Source organism: Hymenobacter terricola, assembly GCF_017921975.2.
GTDB classification, from domain to species: Bacteria; Bacteroidota; Bacteroidia; order Cytophagales; family Hymenobacteraceae; genus Hymenobacter; species Hymenobacter terricola.
This window is the reverse complement of the sequence record NZ_JAGEMO020000016.1, coordinates 1-14,737: the sequence shown is the minus strand read 5'-3', so window position 1 is coordinate 14,737 and position 14,737 is coordinate 1. Positions and strand designations below refer to the sequence as shown.

Below are 14,737 nucleotides of genomic sequence, written 5' to 3'. Positions count from 1 at the left end.
TTTACTTCGGTGCTTTGGCGGGCTCCTCTTCGGCGGCACCGGAGTTTACGCCGGCATCGGGGGCGGCGGCCCCGGTGTTGAGCAGGTCAATCAGGTTGAGGGGCTCAAACTGGCTGGAATCGGCCTGGGCGGTGGTGCGGGTGGTATCGGGGCGGGGCGAGAAGTGCATGTACTGGCGGGCCGGACCGGTGAGGGCCAGGGCGTAGGGCAGGTTTTCGCGGTCGGAACCGGTGATGAGGCCGCGGGTGACCATGATGTCGGCAATCAGGCGGAAGAAGTAGCGGGTGCTGCGGCGCAGGTCGCCGTAGGAGTCGAAGGAGTAGCGCGAGAACTTCGGCTTGGGAATGATGCTGGCCAGGTAGAGGCTTTCGGGCAGGTTGAGCTCGCTGGGGCGCTTGCCGTAGTAGAACAGCGCGGCATCCTTCACGCCGTACACGCCGCGCTTGCCGCTGGGCCAGCGGTACTTGCTGGGGCCCCACTCGATGATGTTCAGATACACCTCAAACATGCGCTGCTTGCTGGCCAGGTGGGTGTTTTCGAGCAGCCACACGATGAGGGCTTCCTCCACCTTGCGGGCCACGGTTTTCTGGCGGGTCAGGAATACGTTCTTGACCAGCTGCATGGAAATGGTGCTGCCGCCGCGAGCAAAGCGGTGCTCCTTGATGTTCTGAATGGCCGACTTCACAAAGGCCTTCTCCATAAAGCCGTGGTGCGAGAAAAAGCGCGGGTCCTCGGCCGTGGTGATGGCGTGGATGAGGTAGGGCGACACCTCGTTGTAGGGCACAAAATCGGGGTTGGGCGGGCCCACGGCGAAGGTGCGCACCGAGTCGCCTTTGTCATTGTACACCGTGTGCTGGAAGGGCGTGTTCAGCTTGTTCAGGTTCTCGTCGCCGAAGCTGGTGAGCTGGAAATTCTTGCCCCGCAGGCTGGAATCGAATTTCAGGCTGTCCACCCGAGCCATGTCGAGGCTGCCGCTCATGCGGTAGGTGAGCGTGCCGGTGCCCTGGGTGCCGCGCACCTCGTCGAAGATGCCGGTGGGCAGCGACGAGAAGAAGTCGTTGGCCTGGGTTTCGGCCGAAGTCACGCTGATGTTCACGGCCCGGCTGGGCTTCATCCGCACGCTGATTTCGGGGTAGAGCACGAGTTTATTCACCGTCACCTGGCTGCCTTTTTCCAGGGCTACCGTGCCCCGGCCCAGCGTGGCCACGAAATCCAGCGCGCCTTTTTTCACTTCAATCTCGTCGGCGGCCAGCTTGGGGTGGTAGAGGCTGAAGTTGCGGGCCCCCAGCGAGCCGCGCACCGTGAGGTGGCCGCCGGTGTCGTCGTCGTCAAAATCCTTGCTATCGAGCCGCACCAATACGGTATCGAAGCTCACCAGCGCCCCGAAGCGGCGCGGCACGTAGGGCAGCTGCACCGAGCCGCCCACCCCAAACACCCGCGCCGAGAGGGCGTAGTCGCCCGGCTCGATGTGCCCGCTGATGCCCAGCTCGTTCACCACCGAATCGATGTTGGCCGTGAGGCGGCCCGAAATGTCGCCGTCCTGAATCTTCAGCTCCGGCAGGCGCAGCAGCGCCGTGTGGCGCGGCCCCAGGTAGCTCACGTAAAAGTCCTTGAAGCTGGCCTCGCCGGGCACGTTGTCGAATACCGTTTCCAGGGCCTGGTTCAGTAGCAGGCCGTAGTTGGTGCCCTTGGTGGTGTCGCGGGGGACGGTGGTGGCTTTCTGCTTTTTGATGAGGAAGCCGTAGTTGTCGGAAGTGGCGGTTTTGCGGGCCGTGAGGCGGGCCGTCGTGATTTCGAGGCCACTGAACACCGGCCGGCCGGCAAACAGCGAGCGCACGCTCAGGCTGGCCTCCAGGCGCTTGGCGGTGAGCAGCGTGTCGGTGGGCGTGGCCCTGGGCACGAGGCTCATGCCCACGATTTCCACGGTTTTGAATCCGGCAAACCGGGCGGGCCCCAGCGTGAGAATAACCGGGTATTTGAGCTCAATTTTGGCCTTGACTTTCTCCAGCGCATACGTCAGCAGCTGCTGGCGCTTCCACTGAAACACGGCGAATGCCAGCAACAGAAGCGCCGCCAGGCTGCTCGCAATGCCGATGAGAAGTCGTTTGGTGGAGGGGGATATGCGCACGGAACTCAATAGGGTGGGCGGGTTAGCCAACGTCAAAGGTAAGAAAAACGAGGCGGCGACTGCCTCACCTTGCGCAAGTAGCCCCGAAAGGTGGGTATAGCGAAAAAACGGGGAAAGGTTGTTTGGGTCTGAAATTCGGCGGCTTCCTTTCGTCCCGGTGCGGGCCAAAGCAGGGGCTGCGCCCGTACTTTTGCCCCATGCCCAGTCCCCTCACCGCCCTCTCGCCCCTCGACGGGCGCTACGCCCGTGCCACCGCCCCCCTGGCCACGCGCTTCTCCGAAATGGCCCTCATCCGCTACCGCGTGCTGGTCGAAATCGAATATTTCATCGCCCTGGCCGAGCTGCCGCTGCCCCAGCTCGCAGACGTTTCGCCCGCGGTTTTCCCGCAGCTGCGCCAGCTCTACGAAGGGTTTTCGGAAGCCGATGCCGAGGCCGTGAAGGCCCACGAAGCCGTGACCAACCACGACGTGAAAGCCGTGGAATACTGGCTGCGCGACCAGTTCACGGCCCTTGGCCTGGGCAGTTTCCTGGAGTTCATTCACTTCGGCCTCACCTCGCAGGACATCAACAACACCGCCATCCCGCTGAGCTTCCGCGATGCGCTGGTGGGCGTGCTGCTGCCTGCCTACGCCGAGGTGCGCAACCAGCTGGCCGCCCGCGCCCAGCAGTGGGAAGCCGTGCCCATGCTGGCCCGCACCCACGGCCAGCCGGCCTCCCCCACCCGGCTGGGCAAGGAGATTGAGGTGTTCGTGGCCCGGCTCGATGCCCAGGTGGCGCTGCTGGCCCAGGTGCCGTTCGGGGCGAAGTTTGGCGGGGCCACCGGCAACTTCAACGCGCACTACGTCGCCTACCCGGCCACCGACTGGCACGGCTTCGCGGCCACGTTCGTGAACGACCGGCTGGGCCTGCACCGCTCCTTCCCCACCACCCAGATTGAGCACTACGACCACCTCGCGGCCCATTGCGACGCCCTCAAGCGCCTCAACACCATCCTGCTCGACCTGGCCCGCGACGTGTGGCAGTACATCTCGCTCGGCTACTTCAAGCAGACCATCAAGGCCGGCGAGGTGGGCTCCTCGGCCATGCCGCACAAGGTCAACCCCATCGATTTCGAGAACGCGGAGGGCAACTTCGGCGTGGCCAACGCCCTGCTCGAACACTTCGCCGCCAAGCTGCCCATCTCCCGCCTCCAGCGCGACCTCACCGACTCGACGGTCCTCCGCAACCTGGGCGTGCCGCTCGGCCACATCCTCATTGCGTTGGGGGCTTTGCAGCGCGGCCTGGGCAAGCTCGCCCTCGATGAAACCGCCCTGCACCGCGACCTCGAAGCCAACTGGGCCGTGGTGGCCGAAGGCATCCAGACCATATTAAGAAGAGAAGCCTACCCCGACCCCTACAACGCCCTCAAAGCCCTCACCCGCACGGGCGAGGCCATTTCGGCGGCCAGCATCGGGGAGTTTATCGACGGCCTGGATGTGAGCGAATCGGTGCGGGCGGAGCTGCGCGGCATCACCCCACATAGCTACGTGGGGCGGTAGGCAATGAGGAAGGCCCTCTTAAAGACCGGGCACTAGTGTATGCTGGAATTCGAAGGTTAGCGGATACTATATTCGGATGCAATCCGTTCAGCAGCTATCAATAAATAAAATCGCCCATTTATTTACCTGTTTGCTGCGTTTATGCAAAACATTTCCACACGCTTTATACCCCTTCGCACCGGAATAATAGCCTGCTTGCTCTGGCTGCTGGCAGCACACGCGCACGCACAAGTCCAGCGCTTTGTGTGGGCGGCGGGCGTCCGCCATGCCACCCTCCAGGCTATTTCGCCGCTAACGCAGGTTGCAACCGATGCCGCCGGTAATACCTACGTGTCCGGCCTGCTATCGGAAATAGCCTTTATGGGCCGCACCCGGCTGATTGGCACGTCGGCGAGCATGTTTTCCATCTATGATGCGTACGTGGCCAAACTCAGTCCCGACGGGCAGTGGCTATGGGCCGCGCAGCTGCACAGCACCACTGTCGCCAATGCGATGGCCTTGAAAATCGACCCGCAGGGGCGGCCCACGCTGGCCGGTTATTACCGCGGCACCACCCAGCTGCTGCATGCCGACAGCACCGCCGGCCCGGTGCTGCCCAATACGGGCCACTACGAGCTATTCACGGCCCAGCTCGATGCCAATGACGGCCATTGGCTGTGGGCGGCCAGCTCCACCACCACCGGAACTGTCGCGGCCATACCTGCTGCCACCGCTAGCCTGGGGCTGGCATTTGATGCCACCGGCCGGCCACTGGTCGTCGGCACCACGGACGGCACGACCGTCTTCGGGGCTTTTGGGCTGGTGGCACCGGCAAATGCGGCTTCGTATTTCGTGGCCTCCCTGGCAAATGGCACTTGGAATAGCCTGCTGCCACTGCCCACCATTACCGGCCCACGAACCGATGGCCTCCGTCCTTTCCTGGCAAGTACCGGGGAGTTGACCGTGGTCGGCAGAGCTAATGGACCGTTGGCATTTGGCCCCCTGGCCGTGCCGGCTGCGCTACCCGCCGGCACGGCCGTGGTGGCCCATGCCACGGCGACGGGCAGCTGGCAATGGGCTGCCACGGCTTTGAGCACCAGTTCAATTACCGCCAATGCATCGACCACCGATGCGGCCGGCTCCACCTGGGTGGGCGGCAGTTTTAGCGGCACGATAACCTTGGGCACTTATTCAGCCACCAGTGTGGGGCAGGAAGATGCCTGGGTGGGCCGGCTCGACGCGGCCGGCAACTGGCAAGGCCTGACCACTGCCGGCAGCCCGGCCAACGATGCCATCCAAGCCTTGGCGGCCCGGCCGGGCGGCGGCCTGATTGCCACCGGCGATTTAGGTGGCCCGGCTACTTTCGGTACCATCGCCGTAGCCCAGCCGCGTGCCTATGGCGGATTTGTGGCTTCCCTGGCCGTTACCGGGGCTTGGGAAAGTGCGGTGCCGATGGCCGGCGCGCTTGGCATCGCTACCGCCCTGCTGCCCACGGGGCGCGTGGTGGTAGCCGGCTCCTTCGTCTCCACCGCCACGCTGGGTTCCTTCCAGCTAAGTACCATAGGAACGTCGAATGCGGGATTCTGTGCCGCCCTCGACCTGGTCCAGCCCACGGCCGTTCGAACCAGCCTGGCCGCAGCGGCCATTGCCCTGTATCCATCGCCAGCCCACGGCCACGCAACCCTTGCGCTACCGGCAGCCGCAGCCACGCTCGTGACCCTGCTCGATGCCTTGGGCCGCCCCGCCCGCACCTACCCCATCCCCGCCCACGCCCCCACCGCCACCCTCGACCTCACCGGCCTCGCCCCCGGCCTGTACGTGGTGCGTTGTGGCCCGGCCTCGGGCAAGCTCGTGGTGGAGTAGGGCCCCAACCTGCTGAAAAGCCCGCCGCCGCACTCCCAGAGCCCCCCGAACGACCATCGGCAGCCCCCGAACGACCATCGGCAGCCCCCGAACGATTATCGGCAGGCCCCAACGGGTATTCGGTGGCCTTCGCGGGGTGGGCGGTGGCCCCCAACGGGTATTTGGCAGACCTTGCCGGGGCGGCGGCGGGCTCCGGGAATGCAGCGGAGCCCTACGGACCAGATTATTTCCCTAACTTCCTGACGTCGCAGGTCCCGCCGGCCGGTAAGGCTGTGCTGTGGGTGCCGCCTGCGGGCCACAGTTCCACTTCTACCCCCTTCCCGTCATGAAAGACCAGGAACCCCAGCGCAACGGCAGCTTCGCCGATGCCGACCTCGCCACCGAGTGCACCGCCAAGCTCGCGGCCCTCACCGACAACCTGAAGGCCCTGGCCGACGAAGGCCTCACCCCGGCCATGCTCACCGCTTTCGAAAAGCAGATTACCGCCTTTCAGGCCCTGCCCACCGACGAGAACCTGCTCTATACCGTTGTGAAGAGTACCGCGAAGCGCGACGCCGCCCTCGAGGCCGCCCGCACCGGCTTGCGGCAGGTGTCGCAGCCCATTGCACGGGCCTACGGCAACGAATCGCCGGAATACCGCAGCCTGGCCATTGGCGAAGTCACCCGCAAAACGGTGCCCGAAACGCTGCAAGTGCTGCTCACGGCTCCTGGGGTGGGGACGGTTTTCGTGGACGATAAGCAGGCCCAGGACCAGGGGTTTTCGGCGGCCCGCCTCGCGGCCCTGGCCCCGCTCTACGCCGACTTGTTTGCGTGCGAAGGCAAGATGCACGCCGCCGAAACCGCCCGCACCGGCGCCACCCGCAGCCGGGTGCTGGCCTACAATGCCCTCAACACCGAGTGCAGCAGCCAGTGCGCCCGCGGCTACGACCATTTCGTGGAGCTTGATGCCTCAAAGGCCCGGCTCTTCGTGCGCAACCTTGCCGGCCACGCCGATACGGCCCCGCCCACCCCCAATACCCAAGCCTGACGCCTTGGGTATTGGGGCGCTTTGCGCCCTATATTTGTTTAACATGGCCCGGTGAGTGCCGGCCGCTTTTTCTTTTTCCCCCTTTCTTTTTATGATGTTTTCTTTCCGTTCTCTTCGCGTCGCTACTACCGTAATGGCCCTGGCTACCCTGGCCGCCTGCTCGAAGAAAGATGATGCCACCCCCGCCCCCGCCCCTAACCCCGAAGGCATGAGCTGGACGGTGGACGGCAACAATGTAACGGCTACTACCGCCGTATCGCAAGCCGCCTCGGGCACCCTCGTTACCCTGGCCGGAGCCACCAGCAGCACCGGCGGCGTGTTCCTCGATGTTCCCAAAGTGGTGGGCACGTACCCCGTCACCAGCACCAGCGACGCCTCGGCCAGCTACGTGGTGACGCCCAGCACGGGCAGCAGCCAGTTCTATGACGCTACTACCGGCACCATCGTCGTGAGCGCGGTTTCGGCCACCAGCATCAGCGGCACCTTCACCTTCACGGGCGCGGGCACGGGCGCTGCCACCAAAACGCTGACCAACGGCAAATTCAACGTGAAGCTGTAAAGCCCGCACCGCCCGGAAAAGCCGTCGTTGCCTATTGGGCAGCGGCGGCTTTTTTTATGGGCCCCACCGCCTGCTACTTTTACGGCTTCATTTCCCTTGCTTTCGCCGTGCCCCACCAGCTCAATTCCGTCGCCGTTCACCCCGATTGCCGCCACTTTCGCGGCGACCTCCCCTGCCGCCCCAACAAAACCCACGGCTACGTCTGCGAAGGCTGTCCGGTGTATTCCCCCGTCACCCAGCGGATTCTCATCATCAAGCTCGGGGCCATCGGCGACGTGATTCGGACCACGCCGCTGCTGCGGCGGCTGCGCACGGAGCGGCCCGGCTGCGCCATCACCTGGCTCACGCTCACGCCCGCCATCCTGCCCCAGGCCGAGATTGAGGAGATTCTGAAATTCGATTTCGCCAGCGCCCTGCAGCTCCAGGCCCGGCAGTTTGATGTGGTCATCAACCTCGACAAGGAGAAGGAAGCCTGCGCCCTGCTGAACACCATCGAGGCCAGGGAGAAATTCGGCTACGCCCTGCGCCCGCACGACGGCGTGGCCTGGCCCGTGAACGAGCTGGCCAATCACAAGTACCTCACCGGCGTGTTCGACCAAATCAGCCAGGCCAACACCAAGCCCTACGTGCAGGAAATCTTCGAGCTCTGCGGTCTCGATTTCCGGGGCGAAGAATACGTCTTCGACACCCACGACGACAAAGGCTTCGACTGGAGCCAGCTCCCCGCCGCCCGCCCCCGCATCGGCCTCAACACCGGCTGCGGCGACCGCTGGACCACCCGTCTCTGGAGCACCGAAAAGTGGATTGAGTTGATAAGCGGCCTGCACGCCGCCGGCTACACGCCCATCCTGCTCGGCGGCGAGGCCGAAGACGCCCGCAACCGCGAGCTGCACGCCGCCACCGGCGCGGCCTACCCCGGCACCTTCCCCCTCCCCCAGTTCATCAACCTGATGCACCAGATGGACGGCATCGTGACGCAGGTGACCATGGGCATGCACATCAGCATCGCCCTGCGCAAGCCCACCATTTTGATGAATAATATCTTCAACCCCCACGAATTCGACCTCTACGGCCGGGGCCAAATCGTGCAGCCCAACAAGGACTGCATCTGCTTCTACCGGGGCAGCTGCAAATTGGGCACCAGCTGCATGGAAGACCTGCCCGCCGAAAAAGTGTTGCAGGCCGTGCGCGAAAGCGTGCCGCTGACCAGGCCAGTGGCTTAGTCTTTTTTGCGGGGCGCACTTCGCCGCGCCTGCATTATGGCCAGATAATCGGCCAGGGACGTGGCGGCGATTACCTGCCCCAGCATGTCCAGCGGCAATTCTGCTACTTCTTTGAAATTCACGCAGCCTTTGCCCATCTTCAGCGTGGGCGCGGCCGCCGCCAGCTGCTCCTGCAAGGCCGGCCTCAGGTACATCGGCACCAGGTGCAGGCTCAGGTAGTTTTTCTGATTGGTCAGCCCAACGCACATGTCCGCGCCCGCCCGAAACTCCAGGTACTTCGGGCCAATGTGCTCGGTGTAGCCCCCCGGCACGGCCTGGCGCACCAGCTGCCACACTTGTGCGGCTGGCTGCTGCCGCTCGGCGGGCAGCGCCGCAATAAAATCGTCAAAGGCCATTCCGTTCGTCGTGCTCATGAGTAAGTGCCGGTTAAGTAGTCAAGCAAAAGTAACCGTCATGCAGAGCGCAGCGAAGCAGCTCGCTCACATCGTTTAACGATTGATTTACTACCACAAGCGAGATGCTTCGCTGCGCTCTGCATGACATTCTGTTATTCGTTTACTTTTGCACGAGTACTTAAGTTGGGCCGCAAATTACTGGCCGGGAGCCTACTGCGGCTTCCCTCCCGCCACTTCCTTCAGCGCGGCCACCATCATCGGCCACGAAAACTGCTTCTTCTGCTCCCGCACCCCGGCCGCGAAAGCCGCTTCCCGCTGCTGCGCATAAAAATCCACCACCGCATCGGCAATGGCCGCCGGCGTGGGCGGCACCACGTAGCCCACCACGCCGTCCGGAATCAGCTCGGCCAGCCCGCCCACGTCCGTCACCAGCATGGGCCGCTCGAAATGATACGCTATTTGCGACACCCCGCTTTGCGTTGCATTCTTATAAGGCTGCACCACCAAATCGGCCGCGCAGAAATAATTAACCACCTGCTCATTGGGAATAAAATCGGTGGCCCGAATTATTCGGTCTTCTAATTTATAGCGCTTAATTAATTCCTCATACGGCGCGGCTTCTTCATAAAATTCACCCGCGATAATTAATTTAACGGGCAATGCCGCAATGCGCGTATCCGCCATTGCCTCCAGCATAATATCCAGCCCCTTATACGCCCGGATAAACCCAAAAAACAGCAGATACCCCGTGGTTTCCGGCAGTTTCAGCGCCGCTAATGCTTCGCCTTTTGGCTTTATCGGCCCGAAATTATCGTACAGCGGATGCGGCCGGTACAGCGCCGGCTTCGTGCCAAAACCCAGCCCCCGCAAATCCTGCAACACGCTCCGGCTCATGGTCACAAACCCATCGCAGGCACTCAGAAAATAGCGCGTAAACGGCCCATCGCCCGGCCGCTTCTCGTGCGGAATTACATTGTCCGTAATCGCCACCACGCGGGTGTGCCCATTGCCGCGCACCAGCCGCGCCACCGTGCCCAGCGCCGGCCCCATAAACGGCAGCCAAAACCGAAAAACCACCAAATCCGGCCGCTCCGCCCGCAATTTCCGCCCCACCGCCAGCCACGACCACGGATTCACCGAGTTCAAGCTGACCTCAATAGCCAAATCGGCCGGCCCCGCCTCGGTGCTGAACTGCGTTTGCCCCGGAAACAAAAAGCCCGGGTATTGCAGCGAAAACGTCACGATGCGCACCGCATCCCCCGCCTCCTGAAATGCCCGCGCCAGCCGCTCATTATACGTCGCCAAACCGCCCCGCAACGGATACGCCGGCCCAATTATCACAACCTTCATTCTTTTCCAGTTAACATGTATCCATAAACATTTAACAGCCGCTCTAGCAGTCTAAACGACTGTCAAATGTTCATGGATACATGTTAAATAAATCTAATTAAGCGTTTCCCGCACGAGGTAATCATTGCGTCGGGGCCCGTTCAGCTGCACCATTTCCGCCAGAAAGCCCGCCAAAAATAATTGCACCCCCACAATTACCGCCACCAGCGCCATAAAGAACAGCGGCTGGTCGGTCACATTGCGCGCCCGTAGATTCTGGAGCGACAAATACACTTTCTCGCCCGTCAGCCACAGCGTTATCAGTATCCCCACCAGGAACGAAAGGCTCCCCAGCGTCCCGAAGAAGTGCATCGGCCGCCGCCGGAACCGGCTCACAAACGTGATGCTGGCCAAATCCAGGAACCCGTAAACAAACCGCTCCAGCCCAAACTTCGTCACGCCGTATTTGCGCTCCTGGTGCTGCACCACTTTCTCCCCAATCTTCCGAAATCCGTTCCATTTCGCAATCACCGGAATGTAGCGGTGCATTTCGCCGTACACCTCAATGCTTTTCACCACGCGCTGGTCATACGACTTCAGCCCGCAGTTAAAATCGTGCAGCTGAATACCCGAAATCACACGCGTCGCGCCATTAAACAACTTGGTCGGAACGGTTTTCGACAACGGGTCAAACCGCTTTTGTTTCCAGCCGCTCACGAGGTCGAATTTGTCCTCCACAATCATGCGGTACAGTTCCGGCAGTTCCTCCGGCGAGTCCTGCAAGTCGGCATCCATGGTGCACACCACGCGGCCCCGCGCCGCCTCAAACCCCACATTCAGCGCCGCCGATTTGCCGTAGTTCCGGTTGAAACGAATGCCGCGCAACGTAGCATCCTCTGCTCCCAGGGTTTCAATCACGCTCCACGAATCATCCGTCGAGCCGTCATCAATCAGGATTACCTCGTAGGAAAGCCCGTGCGCCTCCAGTACCCGCGCAATCCAGCGCGTCAGTTCCGGCAGCGACTCTGCTTCATTCAGCAGCGGAATAACGATGGAAATTTCCACCGGGAAAATAGCAGGTGACTTATTCAAACTCAGGTTTGGGATTTTTAGTAATTGCCGAAACTACCAACGCGATTAAAAAGCCGAACAATAATGAAACAACTATACCTATTAAAATTCCCCAGCCTCCGGAACTATACTTTTGCATCGCGCCCAGAAATTGGTCAATTTGTTCGTCGGTCATCCCTCCCTTTTCTTCCATTTTGGCACGAGCAGCGTCCATGGCGCGGCTCATGTATTCAGGGTCGACAAATTTTACGTAGATGAAATTGAACGCGGTAGAAATAACACCGGAAACAAGGCTCAGTAATGTCCCAATGCCTAAGCCTTCGGAGTAATTCATGAATCCATTGTTGGCCTGCATGTATGTTTTGTGCGCCATCACCATTCCGCCAATCAAAATACCCAACCCTAACCAACGTATTGGAGACTGGTCAGTATGCGTCACGAAAAGGATAAATGTAAAGATGATGTTCACCAAGCCAGTCAGCAAGCCAAAGCGCAAGCTCACTGCTGTAGTTGTAACCGGAGTAGCATTTGTTTCCATGGCGTTTGAATGGGTGAATTGAACCGAAAGGTAAACCGAATTATTCCCGAAAAAATATCCCGCCCGGCAGCCCCAGCACCAATCCAAACAGCACCACCACCGTGAAATTGCTCTTGACCAAATCCATCACCGTCAGGTGAGAAACGTTTTGCAGCTGCTGCTGTATTTCCTGCTCGCTCCGCTTCACTTTAGGATTCTCCCGCACTTGCGCCCGCACAATCTCCGCCACTTCGGCCCGGTTCCGGGCTAGCGCCGGCTCACCTGCCCCATAAGCCAGTCCCAGCACGCCGCCCGCCGAAATCACCGCCGCAAGGAGTACTGTGAGCATTCCCACACCCAACGACCGGCCCAAGCCGGGCTTTAGGGGAGCTAGCTGCCGTCGCAGCAGCCACTCACTCGCCACTGCGGCCAATGGCACCAGCAGTTGGGCCAATATCTGCTTCGGGCCAAAGCCGTTGCTGCCAGTCACCTGCAGCGCCACCATCCACAGCACGCACGCCAGCCCCGCTCCCGCTCCAAACTGCAGCCCCAGCCGCTTCACCAGTCCTGCCGCTGAATCGGTTTCGGGCACCTGTGGTTCAATTGAGGAAACAGCCATAAACAACGCGTCAATTAAAGCTGCAAGTTACGTCTTTGGCAACATCAACCGGACGCAATAGTCTACAATGGATGCCTCAGGCGGTTACTGCCACCTTATTCACCACGGCGCGCCGGGCACCAAAACGAACTAACAGCACTTCGGCCAGCAGCGCCAGCAGCGCTAGCGCCAGGAAGTACCGCCACAGCGGCCGGGCCGTCTGTTCAGCCCGAAATTTCGCCAGACTGGCGCCATCATCCCCGCCATCCACTACCCGAATGTTGGGCCGGTCCGGGCCAATCATCCGCCGCAAGTCGTCCGCCGAATATGCCGCCAGTTCCGACTCCCGTTTGTCCTGGTTAAAGGCTACTGTAGTCAGCACTTTGCCACGCCGCTGCACTTGGTAAAACCCTGGCGTATCCATACCAGCTGGGACATCCAGATGCACCTGCTGCCCCACTACCCGCTGCACCGGAATCAAGGTCAGACTATCCTTTACAAACCGAAATCCTGCTTCATCGGCCCGGTCAGTCGGATTTATTGCCGCATCCGCCCCAGTTGGCAGTTGCAGCAACACGGCCCCCTGTGCGAGGCGATAAGCGGGTAGTTGCTCATTGCGGTAGCTCAGCATTGCCATGCGGTACATCACCGGCACAAACAACGCATGCGATACAAAATCAGAATACTCTTTTGCAAAAGGCGCTGAAAATACATAAACCCGCCCCGCCCCACTGGCAAAGTCCGCTAAATAGCTTTCCCCATCCCGCAACCGCAAAATATCGGTCCCGGTCCGTGACCACCGCAACACCGGGGCCACTCGTGGCATTGTTACGACCCGCTTCTGTGCCCCAAATACGTCCCGAAAGAAAGGCTCCCGCACACTTGGCATTGCTACCTCGCGCAGTTCCGGCACTGCCGTCTTCGCTTCCCATTGCACCGCTCCCAACCCCAAATCCCTGAAAAGTTGCTGATAAGAGACATGCCCAGCTTCTTGCGCCACAGGTACCACTACCACACTGCCCCCTCGCTTCACCACCGCGCGCAAGCCATCCCGCAATCCGGCATCAACTTCACCTACTTCATGTAGCAGCACCAGGTTTGCTTGCCGCATAGCTCCATAATCCACGTTTCGGGGCTTGGCGAATGAATAAACAAATAACGGTTCATTTCCATAAAGCTGCCGCGCCACGGGTTCCGCTCCAATTTCCAGTATCCGAATAGCTGCCGCTGGCTGCAATGTAAAATAATACGTGTTATCAAAAGTCACTGGCACATCTTCCGTCACCACCCTTCCTAACGCCATCGCATCATCGTTTATCTGTACCTGCACTACCGAGGCCACCGTTTGTTCCGGCCCCACAGTAATCCGAAAGGCCGCAACCTGCTTTGCACCTAAAAATATCTTAACCGGACAGTCATTAGCAACCAAATTGCCCCCATTCCGCAAACGTACGTGCAACCCCACATTTGTACGTACTCGAACAAAAGCATCGTCAAGCCACACACTATCAACATAAACATTACTCGTACGCTGGCCCGCAAGTGGGACTAGCACCACTTGCCGGTTTGTTCCCAGATTATTTAAAAGCAACCCAGTGAATGTATCCTTTTGAAAGTCTGAAAACAGATACAATAAATTCTTTTCCCCACTCTCGTTTTTATTAATTGCGCCCACTTTAGCAAAAGGACTAAGAGTAGAAAGCTTCAATCCGTCCAGTTTACTTTGATAGCTAGGCTGGGACATTGCAATCCCACCGCTGTTCAATAGCTTAATTCTAGTACCTGCCACCGTCGATTGGCCTAACTTTCTCGCTTGCATTACGGCCATTCCAAATAATTCCTGCACTGCGCCCTGTTGTTGCATGCTAAGGGAATTATCTACTAATACGTCAAGACTCGTTGTGCTAAACCCACCAATATTCCTTCCAACAATAAAAAAAGGCTGACAGAAAACGAATACCAAGGACACAACCGCTAATGCTCGTGCCATTAAAATAAGCAATTGCTGCACCTTTCGGTGACGCACCGTGACCAACTCCACTTGTTTTATAAACGAAGTGTTGGTAAACAAAACACGTTGCGGCCGGCGTAACTGCAACAGATGAATTACAATAGGAATGGCAACCGCCAACAGCCCAACCAAGAACCACGGATACATCAATTGCATACAGGAATTTTATTAATTAGTCGACAAAACCTCTGCAAAACAACTACCACAAAGAGCAAGTAAGAAAACAGAAGTTGCTCCAGAGTGTGTCAATCCATACTCTATCACAATAATCAGTAATAACACACTGCAGGGGTAGAAAAGCAAAACGCCTGCCGCTGGGAAAAGCGGCAGGCGTTACAAAAAAAGGTTGGCGGCGACCGACTCTCCCACCGGTGAAGGCAGTACCATAGGCGCACCGGGGCTTAACGGCTCTGTTCGGAATGGGAAGAGGTGAACACCCGGGCTAAAGCCACCATTGCTGGCGGGGGTTGCGGCGTTCTGATGCCCTGCTCGCGCAGGA

At 60.0% G+C, this 14,737-nt stretch carries 12 protein-coding genes and 1 rRNA gene; 5 read left to right on the top strand and 8 right to left on the bottom strand.

The genetic code is table 11. The features are described from left to right. Nucleotide 1 precedes the first annotated feature (1 nt). Entirely contained in the window at nucleotides 2-2,128 is a 2,127-nt protein-coding gene (locus J4G38_RS28965) for a transglycosylase domain-containing protein (protein WP_210517643.1), read from the bottom strand. Nucleotides 2,129-2,325: 197 nt separating this feature from the next. Here J4G38_RS28965 and purB point away from each other — a divergent pair, with 197 nt between their 5' ends. The 5 genes from purB (at nucleotide 2,326) to J4G38_RS13035 (ending at nucleotide 8,317) form a co-directional block, all read left to right on the top strand. Continuing rightward, complete coding sequence (gene purB / locus J4G38_RS13055; RefSeq protein ID WP_210517645.1) at nucleotides 2,326-3,666, top strand: adenylosuccinate lyase; 1,341 nt, start codon at nucleotides 2,326-2,328, stop codon at nucleotides 3,664-3,666. Nucleotides 3,667-3,861: 195 nt separating this feature from the next. After that, entirely contained in the window at nucleotides 3,862-5,508 is a 1,647-nt protein-coding gene (locus J4G38_RS13050) for a hypothetical protein (RefSeq protein WP_210517647.1), read from the top strand. 325 nt (nucleotides 5,509-5,833) lie between these two features. After that, the gene (locus tag J4G38_RS13045) at nucleotides 5,834-6,535 is read left to right on the top strand and encodes a hypothetical protein (RefSeq protein WP_210517649.1); all 702 of its coding nucleotides are present in this window, start codon (nucleotides 5,834-5,836) and stop codon (nucleotides 6,533-6,535) included. A gap of 91 nt (nucleotides 6,536-6,626) precedes the next feature. After that, nucleotides 6,627-7,094 (top strand): DUF6252 family protein, encoded by a 468-nt coding sequence (locus J4G38_RS13040; protein ID WP_210517652.1) that lies wholly within the window; start codon nucleotides 6,627-6,629, stop codon nucleotides 7,092-7,094. Nucleotides 7,095-7,150: 56 nt separating this feature from the next. Then, nucleotides 7,151-8,317 carry a glycosyltransferase family 9 protein gene (locus tag J4G38_RS13035; protein ID WP_210517655.1) on the top strand — a complete coding sequence of 389 codons (1,167 nt, stop codon included), beginning with the start codon at nucleotides 7,151-7,153 and terminating at the stop codon, nucleotides 8,315-8,317. Here the strand turns inward: J4G38_RS13035 and J4G38_RS13030 are convergent. From J4G38_RS13030 to rrf, 7 genes are all read right to left on the bottom strand, one after another. Further along, the gene (locus J4G38_RS13030) at nucleotides 8,314-8,730 is read right to left on the bottom strand and encodes a DUF1801 domain-containing protein (protein ID WP_210517658.1); all 417 of its coding nucleotides are present in this window, start codon (nucleotides 8,728-8,730) and stop codon (nucleotides 8,314-8,316) included. The genes J4G38_RS13035 and J4G38_RS13030 overlap by 4 nt on opposite strands. A 192-nt stretch (nucleotides 8,731-8,922) precedes the next feature. After that, on the bottom strand, nucleotides 8,923-10,062 hold the full coding sequence (locus J4G38_RS13025; RefSeq protein ID WP_210517661.1) for a glycosyltransferase: 1,140 nt from the start codon (nucleotides 10,060-10,062) through the stop codon (nucleotides 8,923-8,925). Between the two features lie 93 nt (nucleotides 10,063-10,155). After that, a complete protein-coding gene (locus J4G38_RS13020) occupies nucleotides 10,156-11,106 on the bottom strand; it encodes a glycosyltransferase family 2 protein (protein WP_394371038.1) in 951 nt (316 codons plus the stop codon). Nucleotides 11,107-11,125: 19 nt separating this feature from the next. Further along, nucleotides 11,126-11,650: a DUF4199 domain-containing protein gene (locus J4G38_RS13015; RefSeq protein ID WP_210517663.1), complete on the bottom strand. Its 525-nt coding sequence runs from the start codon at nucleotides 11,648-11,650 to the stop codon at nucleotides 11,126-11,128. 40 nt (nucleotides 11,651-11,690) lie between these two features. Next, nucleotides 11,691-12,248, bottom strand: a complete 558-nt coding sequence (locus J4G38_RS13010; RefSeq protein WP_210517665.1) for a DUF4199 domain-containing protein — start codon at nucleotides 12,246-12,248, stop codon at nucleotides 11,691-11,693. 76 nt (nucleotides 12,249-12,324) lie between these two features. Further along, nucleotides 12,325-14,394 (bottom strand): BatA domain-containing protein, encoded by a 2,070-nt coding sequence (locus tag J4G38_RS13005; RefSeq protein WP_210517667.1) that lies wholly within the window; start codon nucleotides 14,392-14,394, stop codon nucleotides 12,325-12,327. A 188-nt stretch (nucleotides 14,395-14,582) separates the two neighbouring features. Then, nucleotides 14,583-14,694, bottom strand: a 5S ribosomal RNA gene (rrf, locus tag J4G38_RS13000). Between the last annotated feature and the right edge of the window lie 43 nt (nucleotides 14,695-14,737).

Excerpts from the sequence above, each read along its gene's own strand:
- J4G38_RS13005 (WP_210517667.1), bottom strand. The coding sequence starts at position 14,394 with ATGCAATTGATGTATCCGTGGTTCTTGGTTGGGCTGTTGGCGGTTGCC.
- J4G38_RS13035 (WP_210517655.1), top strand. The coding sequence starts at position 7,151 with ATGGGCCCCACCGCCTGCTACTTTTACGGCTTCATTTCCCTTGCTTTC.
- J4G38_RS13030 (WP_210517658.1), bottom strand. The coding sequence starts at position 8,730 with ATGAGCACGACGAACGGAATGGCCTTTGACGATTTTATTGCGGCGCTG.
- J4G38_RS13045 (WP_210517649.1), top strand. The coding sequence starts at position 5,834 with ATGAAAGACCAGGAACCCCAGCGCAACGGCAGCTTCGCCGATGCCGAC.
- J4G38_RS13040 (WP_210517652.1), top strand. The coding sequence starts at position 6,627 with ATGATGTTTTCTTTCCGTTCTCTTCGCGTCGCTACTACCGTAATGGCC.
- purB (WP_210517645.1), top strand. The coding sequence starts at position 2,326 with ATGCCCAGTCCCCTCACCGCCCTCTCGCCCCTCGACGGGCGCTACGCC.
- J4G38_RS13015 (WP_210517663.1), bottom strand. The coding sequence starts at position 11,650 with ATGGAAACAAATGCTACTCCGGTTACAACTACAGCAGTGAGCTTGCGC.
- J4G38_RS13010 (WP_210517665.1), bottom strand. The coding sequence starts at position 12,248 with ATGGCTGTTTCCTCAATTGAACCACAGGTGCCCGAAACCGATTCAGCG.
- J4G38_RS13025 (WP_210517661.1), bottom strand. The coding sequence starts at position 10,062 with ATGAAGGTTGTGATAATTGGGCCGGCGTATCCGTTGCGGGGCGGTTTG.